Genomic DNA, 22,545 nt, shown 5'->3' on the forward strand with positions numbered 1-22,545 from the left:
AACCTTACGGGAAACCTTAAAGGAATTTTAAGGACTCATTGTTTTTGCCAACTTTGTTCCAGAATCACCTGAGTGTACGTCTAATCTCTGCATTTAGCCAAACCTGCGATGGCGCGAGCGCCCGCCGGAGGCGATCGCACAAGAACAACAAAAGCCGACTTAATATTCTGCTTGTAGGCAATCACAGTAAGCACAAGCGCACTAGGTCAGAAATCTTGTGTTACAGTTCGTAAAAGTCCATACTGAAGCTGTATGTAACATAACCCCTCGTTTTTATAAGCCCAGCCATGCCCCAAGACTTCTCTCGCCAAAATCTCAGAGGTCGTTCATTCAAAGGTCAAAACCTTGAGGGCGCAAATTTTACTGGTGCAGATATTCGAGGTGCAGATTTTACTAATGCTACTTTAATAGGAGCAAACTTTAGCCATTCTACTGCTGGACTGCAAAAGCATTGGACTATTTTTTTAGTCTATATTTCGTTGTTGCTATCAGGAATATCGGGATTTTTCTCAGTCTTTACTGGAGCGTTAATAGTTTTTATATTTGACAATTCATCAAGTCTAGAAAATCAGATTGGTGGCTGGACTGCCTTAATAGTAGTAATTGTTGTTTTTATAGTTATCCTTCGGCAAGGATTAAACTCAGCCATTGCCATCGCCATCGCCATTGCCATCGCCATCACCACAGCCATTACCGGAGCCATCACTGGAATCATCATCGCTATTGCCATCGCCATTGCCATTGCTGGAGGCGGACGCGAAGCCGAAACCGGAACTTTCATTTACGGAAACAACACCATCACCGGAACTGTCACCCCTAGCAACGGTATGTATGGATACATCGCTGGAGCAGGAGCCATCACCGCAGCCGTCACCGGAGCCATCACTATTGCCATCACTGGAGCCATCGTTGGAGCTATCGCTATCACCGCAGCCATCACTATCACTGGAGTCATCACCGGAACCATTATCATCGCCATCACCGGAGTCATTGCCGGAGCCATCACCGCAGCCATCACTGGAGTCATCACCACTGCCATCACTGGAGTCATCACCATTGCCATCGCTGGAGCCGGAGCTTTATTTAGTGCTTACATTGCTTGGAGAGCAATGAAGGGAGATAAAACATATTCTTTGATTCGGAACATCGCTGTTGCTTTTGCAGCGAGTGGTGGTACCAGCTTTCGCAATGCCAATTTAACTGATGCTAACTTCACATCTGCCATACTTAAAAGTACAGATTTTAGAAAAGCTAATTTAACTCGTACCTGTTTCAATAAAACTAAAAAACTTGAACGTGTTCGCCCAGGCACAACTTACCTGCAAAAAGCACAAGTGGTAAGCGTGTTAGTAACAGGTCAAAAACCAGAAAAAAACTTTGACCGTCAGGACTTACGCGGGGTCAATTTTCAAGGAGCTAATTTAGTAGATGCCAGTTTTATTGGTGCAGACTTGAGCCAAGCCAACTTACGAGATGCAGATTTATCCAGAGCGAAATTAGTACAGACACAACTTGACGGCACAGACTTTACAGGTGCAACTCTCAGAGGAGCATACATTCAAGATTGGGGCATTACCATTGAAACCAAATTTGATGGGGTACGGTGTGAATACGTTTATATGCGACTCCCCACAAACGATAATCCTGACCCTTTCCGCAAACCCGATAACAATCAAGAAGTGTTTGCAGATGGCGAGTTTGGAGATTTCATTAAACCAATCTTCGACACACTCGACCTGTACCATAATCAAGGTGTTGACCCCAGAGCGATCGCCATTTCGTTTAAGCAGCTAGCTGAAAATCACCCAGAAGCAGATTTGCGGATTGTAGGCATGGAAGTGCGAGGTGAGGACAAGTTTTTGCTCCGTGCCAAAACAGCGATCGCAGCCGATAAATCGCAACTGAGTGCGGAGTATTTCGCTACTTATAATCAGCTAAAAGTTCTGGCAGAACAAGAAGTTAAAGCACTAATCGCTGAAAAAGATAGCAGAATCACTGATTTACAGAATATGGTAGTGACAGCACTACAGCGTCCCAGCTTTTATGCCCAAACTTATCAAAACCAAGGAGATACTATCATGCCAGAAGGTTCTAAAAAGCAATCTAATTTTGATCTCAAAGGCGCTCAATTCGGTGGTGGTCTAGTCAATGCTGACACTGTAAACGCCCAACAAATCGGTGGCAACATCACCAACTACTCCACTGAGGAAAAGCAGAATCTTGCAGAAGCCGCAGCAGAGATTCAGCAGCTTCTCAATCAGTTAGGGCAGAGTTACCCTACTAGCACTCCACTAGAAAAACAGATAGCAGTCACGGAAGCACTCAAGCAAATCGACAGTAATCCCACTTTGAAAGCGCGGGTAATTGGGGCGTTGAAAGCTGGTGGAACTGAAGCATTAAAGGAATTAGTGGATCATCCTCTTGTCAATATACTTTTGGCAACTTTAGAAGGGTGGCAGGATGCTGAATAGTTCAGTCGTTACAGGGGAAGCAGAGGAGAACTAGTGATGGCGAATGAGGAGCATTTGGCAATACTGACCAAAGGGGTGGAGGTTTGGAATGAGTGGAGGAAGAAAAATTCAAATGTAATTCCTGACCTCAGCGAAGCTAACTTTAGCAAGTATAATTTCAGTAAAATTGACCTTTCTAAAGCTATCCTGGTTAAAACCGATTTTAGCGACACTAACCTGTTTAATGCTAACCTTTTTATCGCTAACGTTAAAGATGCTAACTTTAAAAATTCTAACCTTTTTAGAGCTGACCTTAGAGATACTAAGCTTGGTGAAGCAAACCTTAGTTACGCTACTTTAGCCGGAGCTATACTTAGACGAGCTATTCTCTCTGGAGCCAATCTTAGCAAGCATAAACTTATTAGAGCTGACCTAACCAAGGCAGACTTAAGTGATGCAGACCTTAGTAATGCTGATCTGCGTGGAGCATGTTTGAGTAGGACTCAAGCTTTAGGAACAAATTTAACAGGAGTTAAACTTACAGGTGCGTGTTTGGAAGATTGGCATATTAACAAAGCTACAAAACTAGATAATATTGATTGTCAGTATATTTACTTGAGTATTGATAAACAAGAACGCTGCCCCTATAGCGGAAACTTTTCTTTGGGAGAGTTTACCAACTTATTCCAAAAAACTTTAGAAACGATTAACTTAATTTTCCGCAACCGTATTGACTGGGATGCTTTCGCCTACTCGTTCAAAAAGTTAGAAGTTGAAAACCAAGGCGCTCAATTAGATGTCCAAAGCATTGAAAAGAAGGGCGACGGTATCCTTATAGTCAAAGTAGCTGTTGCCCCTGATGCAGATAAAGCGAAAATCCACAGCGATTTCATGCAGGGCTATGAATTTGCGGTTAAGGCATTAGAAGCGCAGTACCAAGCAAGACTTGAAGATAAGGATGCTCTAATTGTTAGGCAGGAAACTCAGATTAACCGCCTATTTGACATAGTGGAACAGCAAGGGTCAGTTCAAAAAGCTCTGGCAGAAAATCCAAGGAAAGTTTCTAACTACAATATGCAGAATCCGCAGTTTGCAAGTGGCATAGTGGATGCTAACAATATTGATGCAGACCAGATAGGTGGTAACATTCAGAACAAAGACGCTTAAGAACGCTCAAGCAAAACCCATGCCGGACTCAGAAGAACCAAAGCAAGCTGACAACAACGACTTACGCAATGCCCAATTTGGCGGCGGGTTGATTAACGCTGACACGGTAAACGCTGGCAGAATTGGCGGCGATATTCTGAATTTTTTCTTTGGGCAGCAGACAACACCAGTAGGCAACCCTGCTCGACCAAAGAACGAGCGCATACTACTTGCCGCAGTTAAGGAAGAAGTGACCTTACGGTTAAGGCAATCTCTACACAATGCCGTGCTGATTAATCTAGGGAAAGAATCACAACCGCAACAGGTAAAACGCCCTTGGGATGCTGAGATAAAAATTGGCTTAAAGCCTGCTGTTCTTCTCCCAGATACCACAACAATTTTATCAGTTTTTGACTCCCAGGAAATTGCAGGTAAACTATTAATTTTAGGTGCGCCAGGCGCAGGTAAGACGACTACACAATTAGAACTGGCTCAAGCTTTAGTTATCCGTGCAGAAGAACAACCTGATTACTTCGTTCCTGTTTTATTCAACTTGTCTTCTTGGAAAGATGACCGACAATCTATAGCTGATTGGTTAGTGGCAGAACTTAAATCTAAATATGGTGTTTCAGCAAAACTTGGTAAAGAGTGGATAGACAGCCAAAAATTACTACTATTGCTTGATGGTTTAGATGAGCTTGGGCCAGTATGGCAAGAACCTTGCATTAGAGCAATTAATAAATTGCTACAGGGAGAATGTCGCCCTCAGTTTATAGTAGTGTGTAGCCGCACCGAAGAGTATACTAGCTATAAAACTCGCCTTAAACTTAATGGGACTGTATGCTTACAGCCTCTAACTACCAATCAAATTTACACGTATCTTGTTGAGGTTAATCATGCAGATTTACACGTTTTAATTAACAAACAACCAGATTTATTAGAATTAATTAAGATTCCTCTGTTGCTAAGTATTGTTGTCTTAGCTTACCAAGAGATATTTATAAATTCATGGGAAAATATGACGGAGGAACGTTGGAATAGCATGACTGCCGAAGCTGGGGATAAAATGCAATCCATCGATTCTTTCAATTTTCAATATTTACTAATATCGTATATTCGCCGGATGCTAGCATGGGATATTGATAGCAAGGTATATACTAATCAGAAATTTCCTACAACTCAACAAACTAAATTATGGCTTACTTGGTTAGCTCAACAATTAGACAGAGAAGCACAAACAGAGTTTCTTTCAGAGAGTATTCAGCCTACTTGCTTAAATAAATATATCCAAAAATGGGTATATCGCATCATATTTATGCTAAATATTTGGCTAACTTCAGGGGTAATTGGTTTTGTATTTGGAAGTATAAGTTTTGGCTTTTTTAAGGGTATAGCGTTAGGATTATTTTTTGCTTTTATAGTTACTTTTAATCTAATCTCTTCATCTTTCTCTAATTTTATTTTTACTAAATACAACAGCAACACTTACAATTTAGGCAAAGTTAGACAAAGAATATTAGATTATTCGTCAGTTTTATTAAGAGATAGTTTTAGATTTAATATTGATGAACCTATTTCACCGATAGGATATGTACATTGGTCATTTAAAAAAGTATTCAACATATTGCTAATTAATTTAGGGCAAGGAGTTTTAATTTGTTGCTTTTTAATTTCTGCTTTTCAGGAAACCGTAATCGGTGGATTGATTTTCGTTTCTGTTTTTATCATAGTTAATCTATTGATTTCAGGTTCGGGGATATTTGAGAAACCAGATATAGAAAATAAAACAGTCTTCAATCAAAGCGTTAAGCAATCAATAAGAATTTCTGGATTAGTTGCTGTTTTTACTTGCCTCAGCTTTATAATTCTTTTTTGGATTAATAGAATTTGGAAAACTACCACTATAACTGAATTGTTCCTAATTTTTGGCTTACTACTCGGTGTATTTCGCTGGCAAGCTACTGGTGGATTATTTTGCATTCAACACTTCTCTTTACGTCTCGTTCTGTACTTCAACGGCTACATTCCCTGGAACTACTCCCGCTTCCTCGACTACTGTACCGAGCGTATGTTACTCCAGCGTGTCGGCGGTCGCTACCGCTTCATCCACAAACTGCTGCAAGACCACTTCGCCCAAATGGAGTTTAGGCGGGATTGAGCCAGATTTTGCACCTGTTGACGTACAAGGTATTGGTGATTATATTGACAATGATAACGCTTAAAACTGCCTAAACTGAACTATGTCAGACTCAAAAGAATTAAATCAAGTCATCAATAACGACTTACCTAACTCTCAGTTTGGTGGTGGTTTAATTAATGCTGAGTCTGTAAATGCTGAAAAAATTGGTGGAGATATCTACAATATTTACCTTGAAAAGCAGCAGGAGGCATTAGATAGGCCAGCCCCATCACCAAATCAACAGCAGCGATCGCAATCCCAAAGAGATGTACTAGAAAAAACTTACACAATCCAAAGCCGGAAAGTAGCTAGTATAAGAAACGCATGGGTAATTGAGACAGATCCATCCCGCAAGTTTCAATATGAACAACAGCTTCAGGAAGAAGAACGCATACTTAAGGAGCTTGGTAAAAAGCTAGATGCAATTGAACAACAGTTACAAGCTACAAGAAATTATACAAAAGGACATGAGCATAATCAAAAATTAACTAAGGAAGCAGATTCTTATTTTGAGCCGCCAGAACCGGATAACGAAAATACTTCTACTGATATTACTGCAAATATGATCGAGAAACTGAAAAAGTTGAAACCTGAAGCAATTGTCAATTCTTGTAGTACTCATCAAGAGGCACTTTCATTAGTTAATGATTTGTGGTTTGAAGGAACGAAAATAGCTAAGAAAGGACGACTTTCAGAAGCTGTCTTTTTACTCGAATTTGGTATTGCTATTGCTAAGATTCTTGATAATATCATTTTATGGCTAGCAATCGACAAAGATTTAGAATTTATAAAAGCTAAACTGCATTAGCAAAGCTGTAGAGATGAATTAGAATTGTTAGCTTAAGCTCGCATTGAATTCACTTCTAATGTAACTTACAGATGGCATAGCCAGTACAAATACTGTTAATAGAGAAGAAATAAATAGTAGCATTTATAACAATAGCTTTTAAACCGCTAAACCCAACTCATGCCCGACTCCCAAGACCCAAAGCAAGTTAACAATAATGACTTATCCAATGCTCAGTTTGCTGGAGGTTTGGTTAATGCTCACACGGTAAATGGGCGCATAGGTGGTGATATCTATAATATTTACACTGGACAGCCTAGCCAGAAAATAGGAATTGACTGGCATCAAGTTAGCTCATTCCTTTTAAACGAGCAGCAGCGACTCACCACAAATCCGCTAACATTGGGCGAGGGGATTACCTACCGAACCGAGCAGGTATATGTGCCATTGGGACTGGTAGAGCGGAAAAAGCAGAGTCGGCGAAGAGAGGATGTTTCACCAGAGAAAGGTTCGGAGCTTTACTGCGAAACAGAAATTACCCAAACGTTTGAGAATAAGCAGTTTCTAGAGCAGGTACTTAAAGATAGACAAAGCCCTAAAAGTCAGGGAAGACGCATTGCGATTATTGGAGAACCAGGGACGGGTAAAACAACCTTATTGCAGCAGATTGCTCAATGGGTATCTAAGGAGATAGAACAGTCGATTGTGATTTGGGTATCGCTGGCTGAGTTGCGATCGCGTGAACTGGAATCATATTTGCTAGAGGTATGGTTGCAAGCGGTAGCCCGGCAAACTGGACAAGCTCAAGCATCTACCCAAGTTCAAGATGATTTTGTGGCTCAGTTTAACCAGGGGTTGGTGTGGCTGTTGCTGGATGGCGCTGATGAAATGCAAACGACTGTAGGAAATCCTTTAGGAGAGATTGAGCAGCAAATCCGCACGGGAAGTTTGCTACAACAGGCGCGAATTGTGGTTTCCTGTCGCTTAAATGTTTGGGATGCTAGTAGTAATGCCCTACATTCTTTCGATAACTACCGCACCCTGGAGTTTTCCTATCCCCAACAGGTAGAACAGTTTATTGGAAATTGGTTTGGCTGTTTACCATCACTGAAAACTTACATTGGGCAACAGTTATGTGTGGCGTTAAGGGAACCAGGGAAAGAGCGAATTCGAGATTTGGTGAAAAATCCGTTACGGCTGACGCTGTTGTGTTTCAGCTGGTATTTGGATAATGGGAAGTTACCACAGACGAAAGCAGAGTTGTACGAGCAGTTTGTAATGGACTTTTATGAATGGAAGAAGGGGCAGATAACAAGAGAGCAGCGTAAGCAGTTGAATGCAGCTTTAAAAGAACTGGCGCGGGAGGCGATTGATAAAGAAGCAACGCGGTTTCGACTGCGGCAGCAATTTGTATGTAATTATTTGGATGAGCCGGATGATGCAGATTCCTTATTTGCGATGGCGTTACGGTTGGGATGGTTGAATAAAGTGGGGGTGGAGGCAGAGAATCCTAGAAGAGCAGTGTATGCATTTTTTCACCCGACATTTCAGGAGTATTTTGCTGCATTAGCGATTGAGAACTGGGAGTATTTTCTAAATCACATTCCTGAAAACCCAAGTGATCCTGATGCCAGCTATAGAGTTTTTGAAGCACAGTGGAGAGAGGTTATTTTTCTGTGGTTCGGACGAGAGAATGTGTCCAAGCAACAGAAGAAAAATTTTATTAAGTCTTTAGTAACATTTGAAGATGGATGGGAAAATTTTTATAAGTATCGAGCATATTTTATTGCTGGTGTAGCAATTGCCGAATTTCAAGATGATAGCTTATTTCATGAAATTCAAAATGCTTTTCTTCAAGGAGAAATAGCCTTTAACAAAGATATTTTAATGTCTAGTAAATTTACTCAAGACTTTGATAAATATCGAAATAGTTTTCAAGCGCTTCCTGGTTATTCAGAGTTACTAAGCTATGAAAATACTAATCAAATCGTTTCTAACATTGCTATACTTGCGTTTGGTCATTATTACACAGATATAAACAAAGGATGGCGTAACTTTTTGATGCCTTTTGGATTTCAAGAAGCCAAAATAGCTTTACAGCAGACTGATCGCAATAGAGTAATTACTCTTTTATGCTGGCTAATCAAAAACAAGCAGCCTAAAGACACAGCTAATTCATCTAATTTAATTATAGAGGAAGCCGCTAGAATGTTAGGTAAAATTGGTGGAAATAACCAAGCTGCTGTCAACTCGTTGGAGTTTTTAGCTAAAATAACTAAAGAAGAAACTCTTCTTTGGATAGTTGCAGATAGCTTAGGAAAAATCAATCCTGGTAATAAAATAGCACATGAAGTACTAAAGAAGCTAATACAGAATGCCAAGCATGAACATACCCGTAAAATAGCAGCTTGGAGCTTAGGAAAAATCAATCCTGGTAATTCAGTTGCCATAAATGCACTGGTCAATATGATTCAATCTCCTAAAGAGAATGGCAACAGGCTAAATGCTATTTTGTATTTAAAGGAAATTGACCCTAACAATCAAAATGTGATAAACATTTTACTGCAATTACTACAAGCATCTCAAACTTTACAAACTCGTTGTGAAGCGGCTATTTGCTTAGGAGAATTTGAATATAATAAAGAAATTGCGATTAAAGTGCTAGAAGAGATAGCACAAAATGAATCAATAGCGTTAAGAGTAGCTATACATTTAGCAAGTATTGACCCTAATAATCCTACTGTAACTAATATTTTAGAGCAAAATATTTCCAACATTAATCGAGAAATAAATTGTATATTCGCTGCTGAAACTTTAGGTAGGCTTAAACCTAACAATCAGCTTTTGATAAAAGCATTAGAGTACATTATTCAAACAACTAAAGATGAACACATCTGTCAGATGGCTGCTGGAGTTTTAGGCAAAATAAATCCTGGCAATGAAATTGCATTTAGAGCTTTAATTCATTTAATACAAACTTTCCCTTACGACCCTGTACATTTAAGGGTTGCCGAAACATTAAACAAAATCCTAGTACAAAATCAATGCCTAGAAGTTGTTAAAGAATTAAAGATTTATTTATTTAAAAAAATCGATAAAAGTGGTGACATTAATCGTTTTCTCGATTGTTACAAAGTAATCTGGTACTGCGCCCAGCTAATGCCTTATTCCAGCTTTTTTGAAGCATGGCACAGTGGATAAGATGACCTCACGATATAGCCTTACACCAGATAACCCAGACCCCCACCGTAAACCCGACAACAGGCAGGAAGTATTTGCTTCGGTTGAGTTTGGGGATTTCATCAAACCAATCTTTGACACCCTCGACCTTTACCATAGCCAAGGTGTTGATCCAAGAGCGATCGCAAACTACTATGGGTGATCACACTCATACTCTGCTGCTAATCAACAATGATCATTAACAAAGAAAGCAATTAAAGTAAGCATCACTTTACTTGACAATAAATACCATGTTACAGTCCGTAAAAGCGTATATTCAAATTGTATCCAGGGTTAACCCATGCTTTTACTAACCTAACTATGCCCTATGACTTCTCCAATCAAAATCTTCGTGGGCGCTCCTTCAAGGGACAGAACCTTGAGGGGGCAAATTTTAGTGGTGCAAATATTAGGGGAGCAGATTTTAGTAGCGCTAATCTAACAAGAGCCAACTTCAGTAATGCAAAAGCTGGATTGAAGTTAATTTGGATTTTTTTTCTACTAATACTATCTTTAGCAATATCTAGTCTTTCAGGATTTACCTCTGCTATAATTTTAAATTTTAATATATATTTTTGGCTTTCTAAAAAACTTCCTGCTGTTGTTGTTATTTGTTATTCAATATTTATCAGTCTGATACGTGGAATTCTAAATAATTTCCTTGATCCTAATATTGTTGTTATCATAAATATTTATTTACCTGTAGGAGCTATCCTAGCAGTAGCTTACTTTGGCGCTACTGCTGCTGTGGATGAACCTAAAGCAAAATTAGGAGGAGTAGCTGTAACTAATTTTGTCGTAATGGCTATTCTTACAGTACTTGTATTCAGCCAAATGGGTGAATTAGCCCAACAGACATTAATAAATACAACTCAAGCAAAAGACATACAAATTATCAAAGTTTTTGCTGAGGGGAAATGGCTTGGACGACTCGTAGGCGGTTTTTTTGGAGGATTTTGGGGTTACTTTTTTAGTCAAGCTGCAATAGAAGGAGATCCGAAGTTTTCTTGGATTTGGAAAATGTGTATTAACTTCGCCGCTAGAGGAGGCACTTCTTTTTATCAAGCAAATTTAACTGGAGCTAATTTTACTAAAGCATTGTTAAAAGGTGCCGATTTTAAAAGTGCAGTTCTGATTTGTACTTTATGGAGAGGAGCTAAATATTTAGGATTAGCCCGACTCAAAAAAACTTATCTACAAAAACCACAAATTAGAGAGCTGGTGGTTTCAGGTAATGGCGAAAACAAAATTTTTGATATAGATGTATTAAATCTTGAAGGCATTAACTTGTCAGGTGCTAATTTATCAGATGCTAGTTTTATTGGAGTTAATCTTAATTACGCTAACCTTAGTCGCACTAATCTATCTAGAATAAAGCTAAAACAAACGCAACTCGACGGTGCTAACTTTACAAGTGCAATTCTTACAGGAGCTTGTATAGAAGATTGGCATATAAACAGTACCACAACTCTTGATGACGTAATTTGCGATTATATTTATCTGCGTCAGAACCAACAAGAACGCTGCCCCAGCAGTGGTAACTTTGCCCCCGGTGAATTCACCCAACTGTTTCAAAAATCCCTAGAAACAGTTGACCTAATCTTTCACAACGGCATCGACTGGGATGCTTTCGCCTACTCATTCAAAAAATTAGAAGTCGAAAACCAAGGCGCACAATTAGATGTCCAAAGCATTGAGAAGAAGGGCGATGGTATTCTCGTCGTCCGAGTAGCTGTTTCCTCTAATGCAGACAAAGCGAAAATCCACAGTGACTTCATACAGGGCTATGAATTTGCGGCTAGGGCATTAGAGGCGCAGTACCAAGCAAGACTTGAGGATAAAGATACCCTAATTTCCAAACAGGAAACTCAGATTAACCGCCTATTTGACATAGTGGAACAGCAAGGGTCAGTTCAAAAAGCATTGGCAGAAAATCCGAGGAAAGTTTCTAACTACAATATGCAGAATCCGCAATTTGCAAGTGGCATAGTAGATGCTAATACTGTTGATGCAGACCAAATAGGTGGTAACATTCACAACAAGGACGCTTAAAAACGCTCAAGCCAAACCATGCCCGACTCACAAGACCCCAAACAAGTCAATAACAACGACTTACGCAATGCCCAGTTTGGCGGCGGGTTAATTAACGCTGGCACAGTTAATGCTGGGCAAATTGGCGGCGACATCTATAACATTCACCTTGGGCAGCATACGCCGGCATCCAGTAATCCAGCACAATCGCAGAATCAACGCCAGCGATCGCAACAAGAAAAAGATTCACTCGAAAAAGCTTACACCCTTCAAAGCCAGAAAGTTGCAAATCTACGAACAGCTTTGGTTATTGAAACCGATATATCCCGCAAGTTCCAATACGAACACCAACTTCAGTCAGAGGAACGCACCTTGAAGGAACTTGGCGACAAGTTAGATGCAATTGAACAACAGTTGCAAGTGGCTGAGAACTCTGGACTAGGGGCAGACACAACTATATATATTGAACGACCACCAATTGAGCAGAAATGTTATAAAGCAATCGTGCAGCCCGGAGCCTTAATTCGCATCAAAGCTCCGCAAAGAATGGGTAAAACTCTGCTGCTAGAGAAAATCTTAGACCATGCAAGACACCAGGGATATGAGACAGTAAAACTAGATTTAAAACTTGCTGATAATTCTACTCTGACTGACTTAAAAACTTTCTTACATTGGTTATGTGTCAATGTTTCTGATAGCTTGGATGTGTCAGATAAGGTAGATGAATATTGGCAAGAAAGTTTGGGTTTAAATACAAGTTGCACTCGTTATTTTCAAAGATATTTATTATCGAATATAGATAGCTATCTTGTTTTTGCGATAGATAATTTTGAACGTTTATTTGAATATGCTAATATTTTCTCAGAATTCTGCCTCCTGTTGCGGAGTTGGTATGAAACAGCCAAACAAGGAGACAGGATGGGAAAAATTTGGAAGAAACTACGACTAGTGGTAGTTAATTCCACAGAAGCTTACCCCACCTTAGATATTAATCGTTCACCGTTTAACGTCGGACTAGCTATCGAGTTACCTGAGTTTAATCAACAACAGGTGCAAGAAATGGTTAAATTGTATGAACTAGGGGGGTACTTTGAGGAAAAGGGATTAAGTCAATTAATCCAGTTAGTAGGTGGACATCCTTATCTGCTAAACGAGGCAATAGCTAACCTCAGAAGCCAGGAAACTTCTTTAGAGGAATTAATCAGCCTAGCTCCAACAGAACAAGGAATTTTCAGCTATCATTTACGGCAGCAACTAGAATCTTTGCAAAGTGATTCTCAGCTAAAAGAGGGTTATACAAAAGTAATAACAGTAGATAAACCAGTGCAGCTTAATCCTGAAATCACTTTTAAATTGCACAGTCTGGGTCTAGTTAAAATAGTGCGTAATGACTGTATTGCTAGTTGCGATTTGTACCGTCGGTATTTTTTGGCACGTTTGGAGTAGTTTATGGTTGACCAGTACATTTTCTCTGGAAGTCTACCTGAAAATGCCAGTACTTATGTCAAACGAGAAGCTGATGATGAATTAAAGGAAGCCCTATTACAAGGGAAGTTTTGTTATGTACTAAATTCTAGACAAAGTGGAAAGTCCAGCTTGCGTGTCAGAACAATGAGCCGTTTGAGTGAAGCTGGTGTAGAGCGTGCATCTATTGATTTATCCTCCATTAATATTCAGACAGCAACTCAAGAAAACTGGTATGCAGATTTGATTGTTAAGCTCATCGATAGTTTTGCCTTGGATGTAGATTTTAAGGCTTGGTGGGAGCAGAATCAATTAAATTCCCCGTTGTTAAGATTTAGTAACTTTCTGACAAAAATACTTCTCGCAGAAATTTCAGAAAATATTGTAATTTTTATTGATGAGATTGATAGTGTTCTGAGTTTGAATTTTCCTACAGATGACTTTTTTGCTTTTATTAGGTCTTGTTATAATGAGCGAGTTGATAACCCCCAATATAATCGCCTCACTTTCTGTTTACTAGGGGTCGCATCACCGACTAGTTTAATACAAGATAAGAACCGTACCCCGTTTAACATTGGTAAGGCTATCTCCCTCAAAGGCTTTCAACTACATGAGGCTGAACCATTAGAGAAGGGTTTGCAGGGAAAGTTTAATAATCCTCAAGCAGTAATACAAGAAATATTGCAGTGGACAGAAGGACAACCATTTTTGACTCAAAAGTTGTGTCAGTTCATGGTTGAAGAATCTGAGCAAGATAACCCTTGTTCAGTGGAGCAAGTTGTTAAGTCACGGATTATCGAAAATTGGGAATCACAGGATGAGCCTGAGCATCTACGGACAATTCAAGCCAGGATTTTGCGGGATGAACAACGAGCAGGGTATTTACTAGAACTGTATCAACAAGTTCGGCTAGCTGAAGAACAATCTGAGCTAACAGCAGATGATACTTTAGAGCAGAGTGAATTACAGTTATCGGGTTTAGTTGTTAGACAGCAAGGTAAGCTGAGAATCTATAACCAGATTTATCGTGAGATATTTGATTTTAATTGGATTGAAAACCAACTAAACAACCTGCGTCCCTATTCAGAGAATTTTCGATTTTGGGTGGCTTCGGGAGAAACTGATGAATCACGGCTGCTGCGAAGAAAGGCATTAGAAGAGGCAGAAGAGTGGGCGCAAGATAAGAACTTGAGTTATCAGGATAAACAGTATTTAGCAGCTAGTAAAGAAAAAGAAATTCAGGAGAAAATAGTTGCCCAAGAACAAGAAGCTGCTTTGGAACGCGAAAGAAAAAATAATGAAGCAGTAGAGAAAAGAAATCAAGTATTAGGTGAAGCTAATCAAAAATTGTCTGAGGCTAATCAGAAAGCTCGAAAACGAATTCGTATTGGTTCTATTGTTTTAGTACTAACGTTAGTAGGAGCAGCAGTTTCTATAATTTGGGCAGGGAAAGACATTCAAGAAATACGGAAAACTACCGAGCAAATATCAAATTTATCTAAACTAAGTGAAGAACTTCATCGAAATAATAAGCTTGCTGAAGCAAATCAAGCCAGACAACAAATTGGTTCAGCTTACGGAATCAAAAATTATCAACTTAAGCAAGCGATGCTGCTTGCTTCTATTTCATATGCAGAGCAACAGCTCCAAAAGTGGAACGAAGCAAAAAAATCAATTATAAAAAGTAGAAATTTTTTAAATAATCAAACTAATATTGTTTCCAATGAAAGCTTACAAGTACAAATATTTGTTAATAAAGTGTATGCAAATCTATTAGTAAAACAAGGGAATAAAAACGAAGCCATTAATCTTTATAAAGAAGCATTTGATATTCTTAAAAAAAATCCCAATGAGACTAACCCATTTTTAAAAAATAATCAATTAATTACAGATAAAGATGTAGAAATAATTCATAGACAATTAATGAATTTACTTTTAACAAAAACAAATGAAAGAAAAGAGGTTGAAACATCACTTAGTAAACATTTATTTGCTGGACTAAAATATCATTTAAACAATAAGAGTTGGGCAGAAGCAGATGAAAAAAATGCTCAAATTATGCTTAATCTCGCTAAAAGGGAAAAAGAAAAATACCTTGATGCTAATTCTCTCAATAATTTTGCTTGCTCGGATCTGCGTGCACTAGACAAACTTTGGGTTGAGTCAGATAAAAGATTCGGTTTTAGTAAACAAACAGAGATATGGAATTATACAAAGAAAAAACTAGGGATTAATCCAGATGAATGGAGTAATTATTCGCAAGAAAAATATATATTATTCACAACGGAATACGGTAAAGCAGTTGGATGGTACGATAAAGAAAAAGTTCAAAATCAAGAAGTGACCAGAAAAGGTGATTGGGTGACTTATGAAGAATTAATGGAAGCTATAAAAACTAATCCTTCATCTAAAATGTATGCTTTACCTACTTACTTAACATACCTGAGAGATGCTCGATGGAATGAAGCAGTAAAGTTGAGGCTGGAACAGTCTTATTATCTTGCACGACGGCTTGTTAAATGTAAAATTTAGATATATATGGAAATAAACACTTAAATTATCAGTCTAGTTAATCTTCGAGAAATATTTGGATAGAAAGAAGATATATAAACCACCTTCCCACTTTGACCATAATTAGTGGAGTATTCGCCATTTAACTCTCCACTCTGTCCAATTAGAATATCTATTCTGGTATCTTCTCCTGGATAAGGGTATTACGCTGAAATTTATCTATTTTAAATAGTTTGCCCTTCAGTTTCTTGTATGGAATCGAATAATAAATAAAATATAATCAAAGCCTATTTTCCTTTATATTCCACTGCTTCTCAAACTTGCTGATTGTTGCCCTCATACTGGCGTAATACTTGCTGTCTAGCAAATATTGAATTACCCACAATGGGGGGCATTCTCCAACGTTCGCTCTATCCAACCATTCAAATATCTCACTTTGATTTAACGACATGGGCGCGGCGGAACCAGTACCTTCATGAGAGACTGCCGCTTCAACGTCACATTCCTGGTTCTCAGCCAACAACGAAACGGGATTACTTTGTTCTACTTGCCCCTGAGTTTGATTAGCGATCGCTTCCTTGTCAGAAAATTCATTTTGTGCGACGGGCGCGGCGGAACCAGTACCTTCATGACAGTCCCTCCCTTCAACGCTACAATCCTGCTTTTCAGCCAACAACGGAGCAGGTTGACTCGGTACATCATCCACAAGCGCCAGAGGGTATGGTGATTGATGCTCAACGGGGAACTCTGCGTTGGCAGCCATCAAGCAATCAAATTGGTGAACATGATGTTAAGGTGCGTCTCACTGATGCTTGGGGTAGTTTTCTAGGACAAGAATTTACTCTTACTGTCACTGGTACTAATATTCCTTCTGCCATTGTCTCCAATCCCATAACCAGAGCCGCCCAAAATCAGCTTTACACCTACACTGTTGTTGCCACCGATCCAGAACCCCCTTACCTTCAGCTTAGGTCGTAAACCTGCGGGGATGACCATTGATAGCAACGGTGCAATTCGCTGGACACCCCAAGCGTCGCAAATTGGTTCTCAACAGGTTGAAGTCTTTGCACGCGATGCTCAAGGTGCTGTCACCACGCAGACTTACACCATTGAAGTGGGTGCAACTGCTATTAACGTTGCCCAAAGTATCACCTCTACCCCTGTGTACTTAGCCGCAGTTGGTAGTCCTTACCAATATCAAGTCGTTGCTACTGACCCGGATGCTGGCGATACCTTGACTTATCAGTTACTTTCTGTTCCTGCGGGTATTACGGGTATCACCATTGACCCAAGCACTGGTTTGCTGACTTGGAATAATCCTGTTGCTGGTAACTACAAGATAGTTGTGGGAGCGGTGGACGCTGCTGGTTTGGGCGCGGCACAGGGCTTTACACTGACTGCACGAGTTAATAATGCTCTGGTAATTCGCTCTACACCTGTGTTAACAGCAACCCCTGGCAGTACGTACAGCTATGATGTAATTGCCAATGATGCGGATGGGGATCGCTTATCTTACACCTTGGATCAGACATCCCGTGATTTGGGAATGACGCTGGATACTCTCGGCAGACTGCGCTGGACACCGACTGCTGGCAATGTTGGCAGTCATACAGTTGTCATTACAGTCAACGACGGCAATGGCAGTACTGGGCAGCAACAGTATAATCTGTCGGTGGCGGCTGACACGGAAGCACCGAAAGTCAGGCTGATTACCAACTATGACCTTGTAAACCTTGGCGAGTCGATAACTTTTCAAGCACGAGCGACTGACAATATCAAGGTTGCTGGGCTGCAATTGCTGATCAACGGTACTGCGGTAGTGCTGGATAGCAATGGCATGGCACGGTTCACGCCAACCACAGCCGGAACGATTACCGCAAAAGCGATCGCTACAGATACGGCAGGTAATATTGGGCAAGCAACTTTTGATGTAGCGGTAATTGACACTAGCGATGTCAGCGCTCCCGATGTCAGCCTGAACTTGGGTGCGATCGCGCAAGGTACAGTTACTGCACCTGTTGAGATTAAAGGCACGGTCAGCGATGATAACCTTGATTACTATCGTCTCTTGGTTGCGCCCATTGGCAGTAGCGATTTCAAAGAGATTTTCCGAGGCACAAGCACTGTTAATGATGGTGTACTGGGTAAATTTGACCCGTCTTTGCTGGAAAATGATTCGTACACTTTGCGACTGGAAGCTCACGATAAGGGCGGAAATGTCAGCTTTGTAGAAGACACGGTTAATGTGTCTGGCGAATTGAAGCTCGGTAACTTTAGACTGTCGTTCACGGATTTGTCGATTCCTGTTACCGGAATCCCAATCACCTTAACTCGCACCTATGATTCTTTGACATCGGGTACTACAGATGATTTCGGCTACGGCTGGCGCATGGAATTCCGGGACACGGATTTGCGGACTTCTGTTGGCAAACCCACTGGAGAAGTTGCGGAATTAGGAGGGCAAAATCCGTTCAAGGATGGTACAAAAGTATACATTACTCTCCCAGGTGGAAAAAGGGAAGGATTTACCTTTAAACCGAAGTTAGATCCACTTTCTCAGTATTTAAGAGGTGCTGGTGGTGTTGATTCTGACCCGAATATATATCACCCCTCCTTTGTGGCTGATGCTGGCGTAACTGATACCCTCACTGTGAAAGATACTCGTATTATTCATGGGGCTGGTACTAATCAGTATTACGGCTTGGGTGGTAGTGCTTATAATCCGGCTGATACTTATTATGGTGGTGTGTATGTTTTAACAACGAAAGAGGGGATTGTTTACGAAATTGATGCAGCAACGGGTGATTTGCTCACTGTCACGGATACGAATGGTAACAAGCTAACCTATACAGATGCGGATATAACTAGCTCGACTGGGCAGAAGATTACATTTGGGCGGGACGCGCAGGGCAGGATTGCGACGGTGACTGACCCGGCAGGTAAGCAAATTCGGTATCAGTATAATGCTCAGGGTGATTTGGTCAGCGTAACCGACCGGGAAGGTAATACTACGCAGATGGAGTATGACCAAGAGCGATCGCACTATCTCGACAAAATCATCGACCCCTTGGGCAGAACTGGTGTCAAGAACGAGTACGGTGATGACGGGCGGTTGAAGTATTTGGAAGATGTTAACGGTCAAAAGGTGGAAATGTCCTATGACCCTAACAACTCTAGGCAGACTGTACTAGACCAACTTGGTCATGCTACTACCTATGAATATGATGCTCGTGGTAACATTCTGACTGAGATTGACGCAGAAGGGCAGATTATCAAGCGTAAGTACGATGATGAAAATAATGTTCTGGAAGAGACTGTCATTTCAGACCGTTCTGGGCCAAATGGTTTTACTACTAAGTACACCTACGACAGTAAGAATAATAAATTAACGGAAGAAGACCCATTGGGCAACATTACCCGTTACACCTATGGTACTTACAATCGGCTGTTGACTCATACAGATCCCTTGGGTCGCACGACTACCAATAAATACAACAGTCATGGCAATCTGCTTTCAACGACTGATGCGGCTGGTAATACTACGATTTACGACTACTCCAATGGTCTTTTGAAGTCAGTCAGCGATGCTAATCAACAGATTATAAGATTTACCTATGACAGTTCGGGTAACATGGCATCTGTAACAGATGCTCTAAACAACACCACGACCTATACCTATGATCTTAACGGCAATAAAAAAACAGAGACGCGTAATGTCACAACTCCTACAGGTGTGAGAGAGTTAGTAACAACTTGGAGCTACGACAATGAGGGTCAAGTCAAGACCGAGATTGATCCCGAAAATCACATAACAAGCTATGAGTATGACAAATTAGGTCGAGAGGTAGCCGTAATCGATGCTCTAAATCGGCGGAAAGAATACGTCTATAACGAAAAAGGTGAATTAATTGAGACTATTTACCCGGACAGCACACTTAATAATCAGGGCGACAATCCGCGCAATAAGACAAAATATGATGCAGTAGGTTGTGAGATAGAGATAATCGATCAATTAGGACGTGTGACTAACTATCTTTATGACAAAGTTGGTCGCTTGACGGAGACGATTTATCCAGACTTTACGCCTGAAACAGATGATGATAATCCGCGCACCAAAACCGAATACTTTACTGACGGTTTGGTAAAAGCAGACATTGATGAGCGAGGCAATCGTACCGAGTACCGTTATGATGTAGCAAGCCGCTTGATTGAAATTATTTACGCTGATACAACTACTAACACCCTAGATGATAATCCACGCACAATTTATAAATACAACAAAGCGGGACAAAAGATTGCGGAATTTGATGCACTCAATCACACTACTAATTATTTCTATGATGACTTGGGACGGTTAAAGAAAACGCAATTCTACGACAAGACATACACCACAAATGAATATGATGCGTTAGGTCGGCGCATTGCTATAACTGATCAAGCAGGCCAAACCACGAAGTATCGCTATGATGAACTGGGTCGTTTGACGGGACTAAAAGATGCTCGCAATCAGTGGACGGAGTATCGCTATGATGAACTGGGTCGTTTAATTGAAATTGAGGACACCAATGACCACAAAACTCGTTATGAATATGATGGAGTCGGGCGGCAAACTGCTGTAATTTTGCCAATGGGTCAGCTTTCTGAAATGACTTATGATGGAGTAGGCAATCTCATTAGTGTCAAGGATTTTAACGGCAAAACGATAGTTTATCGCTATGACGAACAAAATCGGTTAACTGAAAAGGATTTTGAGAATGATCCAACAATCAGCATGACCTATACTCTGACAGGACAGATTGAAACTATTACTGATGAGCGGGGAACAACAACTTTTCGCTATGACGAACGCGATCGCCTTATCTCTCGTACTGATCTCTACATCCTGAGTAATAATGCTACCATCGAGTACGGCTACGATGCAGTTGGTAATCGCACGTTTGTCAAAACCGCCTCTGGAGAAACTACTTACACCTATGACGAGCGCAATCGCCTCAAGATAACTAGCGATGCTGCTATTGGACAAACCACTTACTTCTACGATCCACTGGGCAATTTGCGGCGGACTGAATCGGCCAATGGAGTGGTTGAATTCCGCGAGTACGATGACCTCAATCGCTTGAAGTTTCTCAAGAACACTAAGGTTGATGCAGCTACTGAACAAGAAACAATTCTCACAAGTTATCAGTACACGCTTGACCCTGTGGGCAATCGTAAAGTAGTCATCGACCACACTGGACGCACGGTGCAGTATGAGTACGATGAACTGTATCGCTTAATACAGGAAAAGATCACCTCTGGTAGCACGGTTCACACAATTGAATATACTTACGACAAAGTAGGTAACCGCCTAAGTCGGGTTAATTCCCAGGAAGGCACAACTACTTATGTGTATGATGAAAATGACCGCGTAACAACTGAGACGCACGATGGTGTTGATACAACCTATGACTACGATAACAACGGTAACACCACTTCTAAATGGACGGGCAACCAGCAGACAATTTACACCTTGAATAACGAAAATCGCTTAGTAACAGTGCAGATGCCAGATGGCACAATGATAGGCTACACCTATGACACAGATGGCATCCGGGTTAGCTCCACAGTGAATGAGGTCACAACCCAATATTTAGTAGATAAAAACCGCGACTATGCTCAGGTGTTAGAAGAAAGTACGGGTAATAATATTGATGTGCGATATTTCTATGGGCATGGTTTAATTGCTCAGATGCGCGATGTAGAACAGTCGTTCTATCTGGTAGATGGATTAGGCAGTACGACTGCGTTGACAAATACCCAAGGTAATGTTGTTGCTGCCTATACCTATGAAGCATTTGGTAATCTGCTCAACTCGACAGGCAATACAGATAACAGCTACCTGTTTGCTGGAGAGCAGTATGACCAGAGCTTGGGACAGTACTACCTCAGACAGCGTTATTACGATGCTGAAATTGGACGATTCACTGGGAGGGATAGTTATGAGGGTAGACTAAGTGAACCTTTGACTTTACATAAGTACGTGTACGGCAATCTCAATCCAGTAGTAATGGTAGATCCATCAGGATTAGCTGCTAGATTTCGCTCTAACGATATTTTGGGGGATGAGGTAGAAAAAAAGGTAAATGATAACTATGCTATAGACTTTATAGGTGACGACATTTACTTTAGCCCTCAAAGAGGAGAGGCACCACGTGGCATAGGAGTAGGTCTTAACCCTGATCATCAGCCTGACATCGGAAACTACGATAGAAAAACATTCTATGAGATAAAGCCATTCAATCCTGGGGGGTACAGCAAGGGCAAAGGTCAAATGAAAAAGTATCGTCTATCTTTGCAAAGTGAAGGATGGAGAGGAGAAGGAACATGGAAAGCTCCTCCATTTATTGGAGGACCTGTAAGAGTCCTTGATAGAAATATTATTTACTTCAACGATTTTACTGGTCTTATTTTTTATACCGACCAGCTAAATAATTATCAGCTTATTGCAGAGCTTGCAACATTTGACGAAAAGGAACAAACAAAAAGGTTAAAACAGTTGAGAACAGGCGAATTAGTGGGTGCGGTTGGTCTTAGTGTTGGGATTGGAGTTTCACTTGCTTTTACTCCCAATATGGCGCAACTACTAAACCAATTTGTAGCAACTTTGGGACTAACTAAAGGTTATGCTTAAATACATACGAATTTTACAACAAGAGTTTTTAAAGGGAGCATCCCAATTTTGCAAAAAGAGGGTGAAAAGACCAATTTATTCGCGAGTG

The 22,545-nt window shown here is 40.5% G+C and carries 12 protein-coding genes; 11 read left to right on the forward strand and 1 reads right to left on the reverse strand.

From position 1 onward, the window contains the following. Nucleotides 1-287 precede the first annotated feature (287 nt). The 9 genes from RM049_RS31485 (at nt 288) to RM049_RS31525 (ending at nt 15,808) form a co-directional block, all read left to right on the forward strand. Nucleotides 288-2,471: a pentapeptide repeat-containing protein gene (locus tag RM049_RS31485; RefSeq protein ID WP_322706977.1), complete on the forward strand. Its 2,184-nt coding sequence runs from the start codon at nt 288-290 to the stop codon at nt 2,469-2,471. 36 nt (nt 2,472-2,507) lie between these two features. Continuing rightward, the gene (locus RM049_RS31490) at nt 2,508-3,617 is read left to right on the forward strand and encodes a pentapeptide repeat-containing protein (RefSeq protein WP_322706978.1); all 1,110 of its coding nucleotides are present in this window, start codon (nt 2,508-2,510) and stop codon (nt 3,615-3,617) included. A gap of 19 nt (nt 3,618-3,636) precedes the next feature. Next, nucleotides 3,637-5,754 (forward strand): NACHT domain-containing protein, encoded by a 2,118-nt coding sequence (locus RM049_RS31495; RefSeq protein ID WP_322706979.1) that lies wholly within the window; start codon nt 3,637-3,639, stop codon nt 5,752-5,754. 82 nt (nt 5,755-5,836) lie between these two features. Beyond that, on the forward strand, nt 5,837-6,583 hold the full coding sequence (locus tag RM049_RS31500) for a hypothetical protein (RefSeq protein WP_322706980.1): 747 nt from the start codon (nt 5,837-5,839) through the stop codon (nt 6,581-6,583). 159 nt (nt 6,584-6,742) lie between these two features. Then, entirely contained in the window at nt 6,743-9,763 is a 3,021-nt protein-coding gene (locus RM049_RS31505; protein WP_322706981.1) for an NACHT domain-containing protein, read from the forward strand. Between the two features lies 1 nt (nt 9,764). Next, on the forward strand, nt 9,765-9,944 hold the full coding sequence (locus tag RM049_RS31510; protein ID WP_322706982.1) for a hypothetical protein: 180 nt from the start codon (nt 9,765-9,767) through the stop codon (nt 9,942-9,944). Between the two features lie 158 nt (nt 9,945-10,102). After that, nucleotides 10,103-11,833: a pentapeptide repeat-containing protein gene (locus RM049_RS31515; protein ID WP_322706983.1), complete on the forward strand. Its 1,731-nt coding sequence runs from the start codon at nt 10,103-10,105 to the stop codon at nt 11,831-11,833. 18 nt (nt 11,834-11,851) lie between these two features. Further along, the gene (locus RM049_RS31520) at nt 11,852-13,258 is read left to right on the forward strand and encodes an AAA-like domain-containing protein (protein WP_322706984.1); all 1,407 of its coding nucleotides are present in this window, start codon (nt 11,852-11,854) and stop codon (nt 13,256-13,258) included. Between the two features lie 3 nt (nt 13,259-13,261). Continuing rightward, nucleotides 13,262-15,808, forward strand: coding sequence for an AAA-like domain-containing protein (locus tag RM049_RS31525; RefSeq protein WP_322706985.1), 2,547 nt, complete (start codon nt 13,262-13,264; stop codon nt 15,806-15,808). A gap of 259 nt (nt 15,809-16,067) precedes the next feature. On the opposite strand, the gene RM049_RS31530 is transcribed toward RM049_RS31525, so the two are convergent. Next, on the reverse strand, nt 16,068-16,493 hold the full coding sequence (locus tag RM049_RS31530; RefSeq protein WP_322706986.1) for a hypothetical protein: 426 nt from the start codon (nt 16,491-16,493) through the stop codon (nt 16,068-16,070). A gap of 14 nt (nt 16,494-16,507) precedes the next feature. Here RM049_RS31530 and RM049_RS31535 point away from each other — a divergent pair, with 14 nt between their 5' ends. Beyond that, on the forward strand, nt 16,508-16,765 hold the full coding sequence (locus tag RM049_RS31535) for a hypothetical protein (protein ID WP_416212674.1): 258 nt from the start codon (nt 16,508-16,510) through the stop codon (nt 16,763-16,765). Nucleotides 16,766-16,775: 10 nt separating this feature from the next. Further along, the gene (locus RM049_RS31540) at nt 16,776-22,457 is read left to right on the forward strand and encodes a putative Ig domain-containing protein (protein WP_322706988.1); all 5,682 of its coding nucleotides are present in this window, start codon (nt 16,776-16,778) and stop codon (nt 22,455-22,457) included. Nucleotides 22,458-22,545 lie beyond the last annotated feature (88 nt).

It is taken from the genome of Nostoc sp. DedQUE04 (genome assembly GCF_034530995.1).
GTDB lineage: Bacteria > Cyanobacteriota > Cyanobacteriia > Cyanobacteriales > Nostocaceae > Nostoc.

Bases quoted from the DNA above. Each gene is read 5' to 3' on its own strand.
- RM049_RS31485 (WP_322706977.1), top strand. From the start codon at position 288: ATGCCCCAAGACTTCTCTCGCCAAAATCTCAGAGGTCGTTCATTCAAA.
- RM049_RS31490 (WP_322706978.1), top strand. From the start codon at position 2,508: ATGGCGAATGAGGAGCATTTGGCAATACTGACCAAAGGGGTGGAGGTT.
- RM049_RS31495 (WP_322706979.1), top strand. From the start codon at position 3,637: ATGCCGGACTCAGAAGAACCAAAGCAAGCTGACAACAACGACTTACGC.
- RM049_RS31500 (WP_322706980.1), top strand. From the start codon at position 5,837: ATGTCAGACTCAAAAGAATTAAATCAAGTCATCAATAACGACTTACCT.
- RM049_RS31505 (WP_322706981.1), top strand. From the start codon at position 6,743: ATGCCCGACTCCCAAGACCCAAAGCAAGTTAACAATAATGACTTATCC.
- RM049_RS31510 (WP_322706982.1), top strand. From the start codon at position 9,765: ATGACCTCACGATATAGCCTTACACCAGATAACCCAGACCCCCACCGT.
- RM049_RS31515 (WP_322706983.1), top strand. From the start codon at position 10,103: ATGCCCTATGACTTCTCCAATCAAAATCTTCGTGGGCGCTCCTTCAAG.
- RM049_RS31520 (WP_322706984.1), top strand. From the start codon at position 11,852: ATGCCCGACTCACAAGACCCCAAACAAGTCAATAACAACGACTTACGC.
- RM049_RS31525 (WP_322706985.1), top strand. From the start codon at position 13,262: ATGGTTGACCAGTACATTTTCTCTGGAAGTCTACCTGAAAATGCCAGT.
- RM049_RS31535 (WP_416212674.1), top strand. From the start codon at position 16,508: ATGGTGATTGATGCTCAACGGGGAACTCTGCGTTGGCAGCCATCAAGC.
- RM049_RS31540 (WP_322706988.1), top strand. From the start codon at position 16,776: ATGACCATTGATAGCAACGGTGCAATTCGCTGGACACCCCAAGCGTCG.